The sequence below is a fragment of the Spirosoma sp. genome (genome assembly GCF_048594605.1).
Lineage (GTDB): Bacteria > Bacteroidota > Bacteroidia > Cytophagales > Spirosomataceae > Spirosoma.
The window spans coordinates 1-11,894 of the sequence record NZ_JBMDWV010000016.1 but is presented as its reverse complement, the minus strand read 5'-3'; the positions used below and the strand labels follow the sequence as shown (position 1 = coordinate 11,894).

The window sequence follows — 11,894 nt, the reverse complement described above, 5'->3', positions numbered from 1 at the left end:
GGGGGTATTGACCGCAAAGATCCATTCACCGGTTTCCTTTAGACGGCGGGTCGTATCGTTTTTGATACGTTCGGTCAACCAAAGGACCTGCGCTCCGTTAGCACCGAGGTAAGAATAAGGCAATGAATAAAACCCAAGCGTAAGACCAATCTGGTGCGCCTGTCTTTTGAAGAGTGCCATGCCCCGTTTCATTTTAGACAGGTCGGCCCAGGCGGGCAAATGAGCGTACTTAATAAAAAAGTCCTGAACGGATTTAGACTGTCCTTCCGTCGACGTATCGTCGGGGTCTGCTAACCAGCCCATCAGCGAACGAAGCCCCGTCTGTCCACACTCGTTCACTACGCTGGCAATTACTTCATCGGCGGGCGTATCGCCTTGCTGACGATACTGTTGCAGCAAACTGTCGGTAAAGACACGGGAGGGCTTTATGAACGTAGTCATTGGATTGGCTTACTTGTCATTCCAACAACGATACGTTAAAAGAATTGGTTTGTGGTATAATTTATAGCATTCGACGGACGAAATCGAATCGCTTTGCAATTGGTGTAGCCAACAGGGATTACAGCTTTATCTGTAAACCATCGTAGCCTAAGCGGATGTTGGGCGGCAATTCTTTCTCAACCTCTCCGTGCAGGCCAAGTTTATGACTGATGTGAATGAAATACGTTCGATCGGCATTGATACGTTGCGCCAGCGCCACCGCCTGATCGAGCGTAAAATGGGAGATATGTGCCTGTCGCTGAAGGGCATCCAGAATAAGGACCCGGGTCCCGTAGACTTTTTCCAGTTCTTCGTCGGCGATGTAATTGAGATCAGTGAGGTACGTAAAGTCGCCTATTCGATAGCCAAACACGGGCAGTTTATGATGCATTACCTCAATGGGCATCACCGGCACGTCGAGTACGTCAAAGGGCTGATTATTTACTTCATAAAGCTGAACATGCGGAGTGCCGGGGTATTTGTGTTCAGCAAAAATGTAAGCAAATTCACGCTGTAACTGATTCAGAACGGAAGATCGGCCGTAAACGGGTATATCCTGTCCCGAACGGAAATTATACGCCCTGATCTCGTCCAGCCCTGCCGTATGATCTTTATGCTCGTGCGTGAACAAAACGGCATCCAGTTGCAATAGATTTAGCCGAAGTACCTGCTGGCGAAAATCCGGCCCTGTATCGATAACAATGCTACGTCCATTTACAGAAATATGGACGGACGAGCGCAATCGTTTATCGCGAAAATCGACGGAGCGGCATACTTCGCACGTACATCCAATTAGCGGCACACCAGACGATGTTCCTGTACCCAGCAGCGTGATAATCATAAAGATTGAATGATTGAACAATTGATTGATTGAATGATTGAATGGGAATACAGGGCCACAAATCAGTCATTCAACCATTCAATCATTCAACCTTTATTCATCGGTAAGTTGATTAACCACCTCAACCAGCCGGTCAAAATTGAGTGGTTTCACCAGTACGTCGTTGAAACCGGCCGTTTTAAATTCTTCTTCCGTGTAATTCTTCGCGTTACCCGTAATGGCCACGATGGGCACATTTGCTTTCTCAGTGTCGGGTAGAGCCCGAACGCGTCGAACACACTCCATACCGTCCATCAGCGGCATATTAATATCTAGCAAGAGAATACTAAAATCCTCTTTTTCAAGAATCTGCAACACCTGCTCACCGTTCTTGACGGCTGTGATGTCATAATTTTGAAACTCAAGTATTTTGCGGGCCAGATTCTGGATAACAGAGCTATCTTCGGCAATCAGGACGCGTTTGGAAGCTGACATAAGGCTAAAAGGATCGTGTTTCGTTTTAGAGTGGTGAAATTAGCAGTTAAATCCGCAAACGCAAAAGAGCTTTTTCGCCAAAATGCGCCCGAATTACCTTTTTACTACGTAATAAAGAGCACGCCGACCAGATGCAATAAAATCTTACGTTACGGTCTGCCTCTATTATAAGTTTCATTCGCAAGCAATCTTTGCTTCTTTCCAAAAGAGTCGAATTAAAAACTACATGTTGGCAGTTGGTCGAAAATGCATCGAAAATCGGAGCGGCTAACGTAGTGAAACAATGTGTAATTTCTAATAACCTTCCGGCGTTTCCAGCCGTTTTATTGAAATAACCAATTCTCAACGTAGTATGGAAACGCAACAACGATTGCAGGGAAAGAAAGTAGCTATTTTACTAACAGACGGTTTTGAGCAGGTTGAAATGACCGAACCGCGCAAGGCCTTACAGGATGCCGGAGCAACTGCACATTTGATTGCCCCAAACGGTGGCGAAGTGAAAGGATGGGACCATACTGACTGGGGCGATACGTTCCCGGTAGATTTACCGCTGGCGGGTGCTGATCCAAATCAGTACGACGCCCTGCTTCTGCCGGGAGGTGTAATTAACCCCGACAAATTACGTACCGAACCCAAAGCCGTACAGTTTGTGAGGCATTTTTTCGAAGCTCATAAGCCAGTAGCCGCCATCTGCCATGGCCCAATTATGTTGATTGAAGCTGACGTAGTGAACGGCCGCAAACTTACCTCCTACCCTTCCATCCAGACCGATCTTAAAAACGCGGGGGCAAACTGGGTCGATGAAGAAGTGGTGACCGATCAGGGGTTGGTGACCAGTCGTAAACCGGACGATATACCGGCCTTCAACCGAAAACTGATCGAAGAAATTCGGGAAGGAAAGCACGAAGGACAACACGCATAGCCTGAAAGGCCGATCCGCTGGGTCGGCCTTTTTACTAGCACTTAATTGAACAATGGCAAAACGTCCCGCTGGTCGTAAATGCTAAACGAGCCTTATCTTTGCCGGCTGTAGCCAATGCCCGTGTGCATCCATGAAAGTAGCCGGATTTAGTTTTATACGTAACGCCGTTCAGTTCGATTACCCAATCGTAGAGGCCATTACGTCTGTTTTGCCGCTATGCGATGAATTTGTGATAGCCGTCGGCGATTCGGATGACGATACGTTGGCGCTGATTCAGGCGATTCCTTCCGATAAAATTCGAATTATTCACACCGTCTGGGATCAGAATGCACGGGCGGGCGGGCGAGTGTTGGCGCAGGAAACAGACAAAGCCCTTGCCGCTGTTTCGCCCGATGCCGACTGGGCGTTTTACATTCAAGGCGATGAGGTGATGCACGAGAAATACGTTCCGGTGGTACGGGAAGCGATGCAAACGTATTTAAACGACAAAAACGTAGAAGGTTTGCTTTTCAAATACCTGCATTTTTATGGCTCGTACAGCTACGTTGGCGATTCCCGACGCTGGTATCGTAACGAAATACGGGTCATTCGGAATACAGGGAACGTAGTGGCCTATAAAGATGCGCAGGGATTTCGAACTCGTGATAACCAGAAGCTAAAGGTCAAACCAATTGATGCGTATATCTACCATTACGGCTGGGTAAAACCGCTTGAATTGCAGAAAAATCGACTACGTTACGCTAGCCACTTCTGGAACACAGGCGACAATATCGCTAAAGCCGAAGCCCAACTCGATTACTTTGATTACAGTGGAATCGATTCATTAGCGCATTTCACGAGCACCCATCCTGCCGTCATGCAAGCCCGCGTCGATCGCCTGAACTGGCCGTTTACGTTCGATACGAGCCAGAAACACTATTCGCCAAGAGTACGCTTTCTCACGTTCATCGAAAAGCTAACGGGCTGGCGGATTGGAGAGTACAAGAATTACAAAAAGGTGTAGAGACGCAATACTTTGCGTCTCCCATGCGTCAGCAAAAACCACCCGGAAACATACCATCCGGCAATGAGACGCAAGGTATTGCGTCTCTACAATTAAACATCACAAATCAGCACGGCTTCTTTCAGGCTGGTAAGCGGGTCGCGTTTGGGAATAAACTCCTGCGCCACAAACCCTTTGTAGCCCGTATCGATAATGGCCTGCATGATGGCAGGGTAATAAATTTCCTGCGATTGGTCAATTTCGTTACGTCCCGGATTCCCTCCCGTATGGTAGTGGCCAATGTATTTGTTATGCTCACGGATGTTGCGGATAATGTCGCCCTCCATGATCTGCATATGGTAAATATCGTACAGGAGTTTGATATTATCGGAGCCGACACGCTTACACATTTCTGCGCCCCAGGCCGTATGATCGCACATGTAATCTTTGTGATCTACCTTACTGTTCAGCAGTTCCATAATCATCGTAACGCCGTACTTTTCAGCACTGGGCATCAGGCGTTTGAGGCCCGTAACACAGTTATCCATGCCTTCGGCGTCGCTCATGCCGCGCCGGTTGCCTGAAAAGCAGATCACTTTATTGAAACCCGCTTCTTTAAGCTTGGGAAAAATGGCTTCGTAGCTGGCCACCAGTTCATCGTGCAGCTTTGGATTGTTAAACCCATCAGGAATACCTTTACCTGCGCCCTGGGGCATAGAGCACGTAAGCCCGTATTTCTTCAGAACAGGCCAATCGTTGGGACTGAGCAGATCAATACCTGTAATCCCCATTTCTTTTACTGCTTTACAAAAATCTTCGAGCGGAATTTTGCTGTAACACCATTTACAGACGGCATGATTAATACGTCCCTTTAGTTGGGGAGCTATTTGTTCAGATTGAGTCATAGCGTGGGCCAGAGAATCAGTCAGGGTGGGTAACGCCAGGGCGGTGGTGCCCAGAGTTTTTAGAGCCGTTCGGCGGGAATTCATACCAAAGAAGTTATAGAGTTGTAGGGTTAAAAGGTATAAAGTGGTACGTCGCAGAAACTCTGCAACCATACAACCTTATACCTTTTCAACTTTTTATAATTCACGAATTCGGATGTTGCGGAACCAGACTTTGTTGCCGTGGTCTTGCAGGGCAAGATGCCCCTTATCATACTTACCAAAGCCTTCCCACCCCTTAAATTTACTCTCCGACACCATCTTATCCCATTCCGGACCGCTGGTCGGGTATTCAGCGATTTTCTTACCGTTCAGGTATTGTTCGGCTTTACCGTTATTGATCACCAACCGGGCTTTGTTCCATTCACCAGCCGGTTTAGCCGCATTGGGCGTAATGGGCTTTTGTAGATCGTAGAGTGCGCCAGCGGTCCGGTTTCCGTCACGGCCTTGTTTAGCATCGGGATGGCGCTCGTTATCAAGAACCTGCATCTCAGGGCCCGTCTGATACGTTGCCTTGTATTTTGGATCTTCGTGTACGTGGTAGATTATCCCGCTATTGCCGCCTTCCGCAATTTTCCACTCTAGCTCCAGCTCGAAGTTACCGTATTCCTTATCGGTTACCAGATCACCGGCACCTCCGGCCGCCAGGTGAATAGCGCCATCATCAACCGTCCATTTTTCGGAGACAGGTTGTCCGGTTTTTAAATAAGTATGCCACCCTTTCAGAGTTTTTCCATCGAAAAGGCTCTCCCAGCTGCCTTTTTTCACCGAACTGATCACATCCGGTTTTTCCGGAAGAATACGAGCATTGACTGAGTTAGTGCCAAGGGTCAGGGCAAGAGTTAGCAGACCGGCGGCCATCGGCAACTTGCCTGAAAAACGCACATGGTTCATAGTTGAGAATCGTTTGGATTTTGACAGGACAATACTAATGAAAAAAAGTATTACCGGTACGTTTGTAAAATATTTACCTTTAACTCAATACTACGCAATTTTAGGGGGATTAAATCTGTTGGATTATTGCACGATTCTCTTGAATAGCGGAACGTATCGAATTATGGAAGCAACAACGTTATTACCTTCAGAAAAACAACGCTATCAAAAACACCTGAACTTACCCGAAATAGGAGCATCAGGCCAGTTACGACTTAAAAATGCCCGAGTTTTAGTGGTCGGCGCCGGCGGACTAGGCTGCCCGGTTCTGCTCTATCTGACGGCGGCTGGCGTTGGTAGAATCGGTGTTATTGACCCCGACGTAGTGGACCTGAGCAATCTGCAACGACAGGTTATTTATACGACGGATGAGGTCGGAAAACCGAAGGCCAAAGTAGCCGTTAACCATCTCAAGAAATTAAATCCCGATCTGACATTCGATACGTATACAATGGCGCTCGACATCAGTAATGCGCGTGCCATTATCGATGAGTACGACATAGTGGTCGACTGTACGGACAATTTTAAGGTGCGTTATCTGGTGAATGACGTTTGCGTTACGTTAGGTAAACCCTTTGTATACGGCGCTATTCATCGATTTGAGGGTCAGGTAGCTGTTCTGAACGCTACGTTGGAAGATAGCCGAAAAGGACCGACGTATCGCTGTCTGTTTCCGGAGTATCCGAATGAAATGGAAATTCCTAACTGTAGTATTACGGGGGTTCTGGGCGTATTGCCGGGGGTTATCGGTACGTATCAGGCCAACGAAGTCATTAAGCTTATTACAGGCATCGGTCAACCACTCACCGAACATTTACTCATGATCGATTTACTGGCCATGAGTAATCAGAAGATCAAGACGAAACGTCGGGCTGACGCCGAAGAACTGGCTCGACGCGGCCTGACTTCGGCAGGTGTACGGCCCGCACCTAATACGTTAGGTCCCCAGAAAATGTCGGCCATTGAATTGGCGGATCGGTTAGCCAAAGGTGATAATATCTTCCTGCTCGACGTCCGCGAACGACCCGAGTATGACGTTTGCCATCTGGAAGGCGCGGTACTGATTCCGATCGATATGATCCCGAACAACCGCAAGCGCATACCCACAGATCGTCCTGTTGTCGTGTATTGTCATCACGGCATTCGCTCCGCCAACGTAGCACAATACCTTTACGCGCAGGACGGCCTAACGAATCTTTATAACCTCGAAGGCGGTATTAATGCCTGGGCACGAGACGTTGAGCCCGAGATGGCGGTGTATTAAAGAAGATCTGTGCGGATAAAGTTGCGAACAACCTTATCCGCACATTTCAGCGTTTTCAACAACCTTTGACCAGTCCCGCCAGCGACTGGTCTTTCTTTTTCCGGAACCAAGCGAACTGTACGGCTGTTTTCGGGGTGCCGTTGGTAAGGGGTTTTAATAAACCTACCTTTGCCGCGCTTAAACGGCCTTAGTCAACGAACCATGTTCCTTACTGTTTTAAAGTCAAAATTGCACCGCGTCAAAGTCACGCAGGCAGAACTCAACTACGTCGGAAGTATTACCATTGACGAGGATTTGATGGATGCGGCTGGCCTGCTTGAAAATGAGCAGGTCCATATCGTCAACAACAACAATGGGGAGCGGCTCATTACGTATGTGATCAAAGGAGAACGGGGCTCAGGAATTATTTGCCTGAACGGAGCAGCCGCCCGACGAGCACAGGTTGGCGATATCATTATCATTATTTCCTACGCTATGATGGCGGCTGATGAGGCAAAAAACCACAAACCAACTGTTGTTTTTCCGGATGATAATAACCGGCTGGTAAAGGTTTAACTGTCATTCCAGTCAAACTCCTTTACTTTGCATCGTCACATAACACGGGTGAGAGGCTAGGCATAATGACTTTCTGCCTAGCCTCTCACCCGTGTAACTAGCTTATGAATCTCAAAAATATCCTTAAGTACCTCATCTCGCTGGCCATTGCAGGAGGGCTACTTTGGTTCACATTTAGCCAGAGCCATCTGGATGCTGCCGACCTTTGGCAGAAAATCAGTGCTGCCGATTATCGGTGGGTATTACTTTCGGCAATATGCACAATTATAGCGCATTGGAGCCGCGCCGAACGGTGGCGTCTTCTGATTGAGCCTGTTATTCCGCAACGACCAACCGCACTGGATGCGACAGCAAGCGTTCTGACGGGTTATCTAGCCAATCTCGCTCTGCCTCGCGCCGGTGAGGTGGCTCGCTGCGGTACGCTTTATCGCCTGTCAGGCGTGCCGGTCAACGTTAGTTTTGGTACGGTAGTGGCCGAACGCCTGTTCGACTTACTGATGCTCATACTTCTTCTGGGCGCTACGTTCGTACTCGAATTTGATCGACTGAGTCAGTTTTTCATGGAATTCCTGGGCGGCAAACTCCCGAAAGGTTCCAGCGGCTCCGGCATTTTGCTATTGATTGCCGCTGTGCTACTAGGCGTAGCGCTGTTGGGTTGGTTCCTGTTTAACCGCTATCGCGAAGCGCTGGGTCAGCATCCGCTTTATCAAAAGGTCAGTGGTTTTGCAAAAGGGTTGCTATCCGGACTTTTAAGCGTACGTAAGCTGCGTCGGCCCGGAGCGTTCGTTGTTCATACGATCCTCATCTGGGCAATGTATTACCTGATGTCTTATACCCTGTTTTTTGCCATGCCTGCAACGGCCAATCTGGGCCCACTGGCAGGCCTGACGATCCTGGTAGTCGGTTCACTCGGTATGGCGGCACCGACACCCGGCGGCATTGGCTCGTTCCATTTGCTAGTGGGACAGGTTGCCTTATTGTATGGACTGACGAGTCAGGATGGGCAAGTGCTCGCTACGTTCATTCACGGAGTTTCAACCGTCATGATTATTATTCTGGGGATACTGGCGCTACTTGTTGTTCTGTTTCGACGTAACAAAACTACCGATTTGCCCGACGTACTGGACGATCCGAAAGCGATCCGGCTGGAACGGTAATTGGCGCTTTTCTATTTATGACTGAATCGAAAATTCTTACTCGTGAGCAGGCAATTGCTCAGGCCGATCGTTGGCGGGCTGAAGGCCAGCAGATTGTTTTTACCAACGGTTGTTTTGATATTGTTCACCTTGGCCATATTGACTACCTGGAAAAAGCCCGTCATCTGGGCGATCGGCTCATTCTGGGACTTAATACGGATGCGTCGGTTAGCTGCATCAAAGGACCATTGCGTCCGGTTGTTAATGAATACGCGCGCGCCAGGCTTATGGCGGCCCTTGAATTTGTGGATGCCGTTACTCTTTTTGGCGAACCAACACCGCTCGAACTTATTGAGGCAGTTCGGCCGGATGTGCTCGTGAAAGGCAATGATTACACAGTAGCCACGATTGTTGGCGCTGATTTTGTGCTGGGGCGGGGCGGACGTGTCGAAACCATTGAGCTTGTACCGGGTTATTCTACAACAAAGCTGATTGAACGTATCAAACAGGCCTTTTAGGTTTATTATCCTCCTGATTCGACAAATACAAGCCTGTCAGTCGCTATAACTAAGCCATTTCGGTTGGTTAGACGGATGCCTGTCTGGATAAGTGGATAAATGTTGGGATACTTTTTCGGTAATCTGTTGTTGTAGTATTGACGGCCAGCGTAACGGGTCGTCTTAAGTAAAACCAAAACCTGACTAACTGACGATGATCTGGTTAATTATGATTCTCATCTTCGGTGCCAGTGCTTTCGTGAGCTGGCGACTGAGGAGCAAATTCAATGAATACTCACAAATAGGCTTAAGCAATGGCATGAGTGGTGCTGAGGTAGCACAAGCCATGCTACGTCAAAATGGCATCTACGACGTCCGGGTATTATCGGTGGAAGGTATGCTGACCGACCACTACAATCCAGAGGAGAAAACCGTTAACCTTAGTGCCGATGTCTATTACGGACGTAGCGTAGCGGCTGCCGCGGTTGCCTCACACGAGTGTGGCCACGCCGTACAACACAAAGTTGCTTATGGACCACTGAAATTCCGTTCGGCTATGGTTCCTGTTCTGACGGTTTCATCCCGCTACCTACAATGGGTGCTGCTAGCCGGCGTGCTGCTGTTGCAAACTACGCCCATTCCGCTCGCAATTGGTGTGGCTTTGTTTGCTTTAACTACGCTGTTTGCCTTTGTTACGTTGCCAGTCGAATTTGACGCAAGTAACCGGGCACTGGCCTGGATTCAGAGCAACGGTGTTGTCAATCAGCGCGAATATGGCTTTGCAAAAGATGCACTTTGGTGGGCGGCTATGACCTACGTAGTGGCTGCGCTGGGTTCGTTAGCTACGTTGCTGTACTACGCCAGCCTGCTGATGGGTGGTCGCCGAAGCGACTAATCGCTACATATAAAACATAAAAAAGCCGCATCAGAAATGATGCGGCTTTTTTATTATACTGTTTTTAACCGATTCGTAGATAAGGAATCAAGCTTGCTACGTATCCCGATTCAACCATTTCCGGTGTTGGAGCCGAACGATCAATGAGCATCCCGGCCACGGCAACAGCAAGAGCAATTACCAGCGCGGGCCAGAAGCCGACAATCGTAAAACTATCCAGAAAGTTATCGATCAGTTTCAGTAGAATGGCTGTAACAACAATCCGAACAATTCCGGTCAGGAGGAAAAACGTAACCAGGTTCAGTGGAAAACGGATAATCCAGCCCACAAAGAAATTAAGCAAACCAAGAACCACCGCAATCAGCAGTGCTGTTCCAAAGTTCTTGACGTCAACCTGGGGCATAAGATAGGCCAGACCAAAAATCACGGCGGCATCGAGTAGTAAGTGTAAGATGAGATTCATAATCAGGTGAATTTCGTTTTCTTAGACAACCGTTTTACGCTGGGGTTGTTTAATCGATAGTTAGACTGTCAATCGTATGAATCGTTTCTGGATTTTAGTATTCATTTCATTCCTGGCCTGTGGGCAGGGAGCCTCACAACAAACATCGACGCAGACCAAGTCAGACAGTTTAAGCTATTACAAGTATAAGGATGCTACCCGCGATGGCATCGGAAAGATATATCTGGGCCGTGAGATTGCCCAAGTCATGGGGCATCTGGGTGCATCGTGGCTCGAACGTCCAGAGCGGGAGCGCGAAGAACGTACCGACTTGCTGCTCAAAGCGCTTAACCTGAAACCAACCGACGTAGTGGCCGACATTGGCGCGGGAACGGGTTTCTTTACGTTTCTGATGGCTCCTGAAATACCCAGGGGAAAGGTATTGGCGGTCGATATTCAATCTGAAATGATTGATTATCTAAACGAAGGAAAAGCCAAACGAAAGATAACCAACGTCCAGCCCATTCTTGGCACTGAATCTGATCCCAAATTATCAGCGAGTAGTATTGATATGGCCATTCTAATTGACGCTTATCACGAGTTTTCGTATCCGCGCGAAATGATGAGTCATATTGTATCAGCTCTAAAACCGGGCGGACGTATCGTGCTGGTTGAATATCGCGCCGAAGACCCGAACGTACCAATCAAAGAGCTTCATAAATTAAGCGTAGCACAAGCCACAAAGGAGATGAAAGCCGTGAGACTGAAGCTTCTGAAAAACGACGATCGTTTGCCTCAACAGCATATTATGTTTTTCGGGAAGTGAAGTAGTACGTATCACTCGATCCCTGATAACGTAACTTCTTTTCAGAAAGGCAATTAACAGCTGATGATTACAACCTTTGTGAGGTGATCAGAATCTTAACAGAAATTAGCCAGATCGCCTAATGCGTACTCATTATCTGTTTATCGTAGCTGTTTTCTTTCTCGCCAGTTGTCGGACCGATGATGAAAATGGGTTGGGGGCTCCTGTAAACTCATTTTTTGATTTACCTACCGATTACCGACCCATTCAAGAGGGAAGCGTTGCAACTGGCCGGCTAAAAAGCGAAGTGCATGGAGGGCAGTTGAGTGGCGAATGGCGCTACAATCAGCAGGGTAAACTGGCGGAATGGCGACATTATCGGTCCGGGCAACTCTCAACAGTCGATCAATACCGATATGATGTGGCCGGGCGACTGCGATACGTGCAACATTTTGAGGACGGGTGCGCGTATTCAAGTTTGTCTTCCTGTAGCGGCCCGGTAAAGTGGACGGGCTACAATGAAATTATGACAGACAACGCTGGTCGTATCCTGAAAAGCCGTAGCTTCTTAAAGCTATCTAAACAGTGGGAACTACGTAGCACCAGTACCTATGAATATGACAGTCAGAATCGCCCCGTGAAAGTAATCCAGCAGTATGAATATAACGCGAGCCGATCAATAAGAACGCAGGAATTCGGTTACGATGGTAAGGACAATATCGTC

General features: G+C 48.1%; 14 protein-coding genes and 1 pseudogene. 9 read left to right on the top strand and 6 right to left on the bottom strand.

The features are described 5' to 3' along the window. The 3 genes and pseudogenes from ACOJS8_RS00760 to ACOJS8_RS00750 all read right to left on the bottom strand — a co-directional run. Window positions 1-441 (bottom strand): annotated as a pseudogene (locus ACOJS8_RS00760) (DUF2236 domain-containing protein); the annotation flags it as partial. A 118-nt stretch (window positions 442-559) separates the two neighbouring features. Then, on the bottom strand, window positions 560-1,321 hold the full coding sequence (locus tag ACOJS8_RS00755) for an MBL fold metallo-hydrolase (RefSeq protein ID WP_420146617.1): 762 nt from the start codon (window positions 1,319-1,321) through the stop codon (window positions 560-562). A 93-nt stretch (window positions 1,322-1,414) separates the two neighbouring features. After that, entirely contained in the window at window positions 1,415-1,795 is a 381-nt protein-coding gene (locus tag ACOJS8_RS00750) for a response regulator (protein WP_420146616.1), read from the bottom strand. 352 nt (window positions 1,796-2,147) lie between these two features. Between ACOJS8_RS00750 and ACOJS8_RS00745 the strand changes: the two genes are divergently transcribed. Next, window positions 2,148-2,717 (top strand): type 1 glutamine amidotransferase domain-containing protein, encoded by a 570-nt coding sequence (locus ACOJS8_RS00745; RefSeq protein ID WP_420146615.1) that lies wholly within the window; start codon window positions 2,148-2,150, stop codon window positions 2,715-2,717. 130 nt (window positions 2,718-2,847) lie between these two features. Next, window positions 2,848-3,720, top strand: coding sequence for a glycosyltransferase family 2 protein (locus ACOJS8_RS00740; RefSeq protein WP_420146614.1), 873 nt, complete (start codon window positions 2,848-2,850; stop codon window positions 3,718-3,720). Window positions 3,721-3,812: 92 nt separating this feature from the next. On the opposite strand, the gene ACOJS8_RS00735 is transcribed toward ACOJS8_RS00740, so the two are convergent. Further along, window positions 3,813-4,688, bottom strand: a complete 876-nt coding sequence (locus ACOJS8_RS00735) for a hydroxypyruvate isomerase family protein (protein WP_420146613.1) — start codon at window positions 4,686-4,688, stop codon at window positions 3,813-3,815. A gap of 93 nt (window positions 4,689-4,781) precedes the next feature. Beyond that, window positions 4,782-5,537 (bottom strand): 3-keto-disaccharide hydrolase, encoded by a 756-nt coding sequence (locus ACOJS8_RS00730; RefSeq protein ID WP_420146612.1) that lies wholly within the window; start codon window positions 5,535-5,537, stop codon window positions 4,782-4,784. 163 nt (window positions 5,538-5,700) lie between these two features. On the opposite strand from ACOJS8_RS00730, the gene moeB reads away from it, so the two are divergent. The 5 genes from moeB (at window position 5,701) to ACOJS8_RS00705 (ending at window position 9,923) form a co-directional block, all read left to right on the top strand. Next, a complete protein-coding gene (gene moeB, locus ACOJS8_RS00725) occupies window positions 5,701-6,840 on the top strand; it encodes a molybdopterin-synthase adenylyltransferase MoeB (RefSeq protein ID WP_420146619.1) in 1,140 nt (379 codons plus the stop codon). Window positions 6,841-7,041: 201 nt separating this feature from the next. Beyond that, a complete protein-coding gene (panD, locus tag ACOJS8_RS00720) occupies window positions 7,042-7,395 on the top strand; it encodes an aspartate 1-decarboxylase (protein WP_420146611.1) in 354 nt (117 codons plus the stop codon). Window positions 7,396-7,499: 104 nt separating this feature from the next. Continuing rightward, entirely contained in the window at window positions 7,500-8,552 is a 1,053-nt protein-coding gene (locus tag ACOJS8_RS00715) for a lysylphosphatidylglycerol synthase transmembrane domain-containing protein (RefSeq protein WP_420146610.1), read from the top strand. Window positions 8,553-8,569: 17 nt separating this feature from the next. After that, window positions 8,570-9,049: a D-glycero-beta-D-manno-heptose 1-phosphate adenylyltransferase gene (rfaE2, locus tag ACOJS8_RS00710; RefSeq protein WP_420146609.1), complete on the top strand. Its 480-nt coding sequence runs from the start codon at window positions 8,570-8,572 to the stop codon at window positions 9,047-9,049. Between the two features lie 208 nt (window positions 9,050-9,257). Beyond that, window positions 9,258-9,923, top strand: coding sequence for a zinc metallopeptidase (locus ACOJS8_RS00705; RefSeq protein ID WP_420146618.1), 666 nt, complete (start codon window positions 9,258-9,260; stop codon window positions 9,921-9,923). 64 nt (window positions 9,924-9,987) lie between these two features. Here ACOJS8_RS00705 and ACOJS8_RS00700 read toward each other — a convergent pair whose 3' ends face one another. Then, window positions 9,988-10,386, bottom strand: a complete 399-nt coding sequence (locus tag ACOJS8_RS00700) for a phage holin family protein (RefSeq protein WP_420146608.1) — start codon at window positions 10,384-10,386, stop codon at window positions 9,988-9,990. A 76-nt stretch (window positions 10,387-10,462) separates the two neighbouring features. On the opposite strand from ACOJS8_RS00700, the gene ACOJS8_RS00695 reads away from it, so the two are divergent. Together ACOJS8_RS00695 and ACOJS8_RS00690 are read left to right on the top strand one after the other, a co-directional pair. Beyond that, window positions 10,463-11,191 (top strand): class I SAM-dependent methyltransferase, encoded by a 729-nt coding sequence (locus ACOJS8_RS00695; protein WP_420146607.1) that lies wholly within the window; start codon window positions 10,463-10,465, stop codon window positions 11,189-11,191. 121 nt (window positions 11,192-11,312) lie between these two features. Beyond that, window positions 11,313-11,894: hypothetical protein (locus ACOJS8_RS00690; RefSeq protein WP_420146606.1), on the top strand; the 582-nt coding region annotated here is incomplete at its 3' end.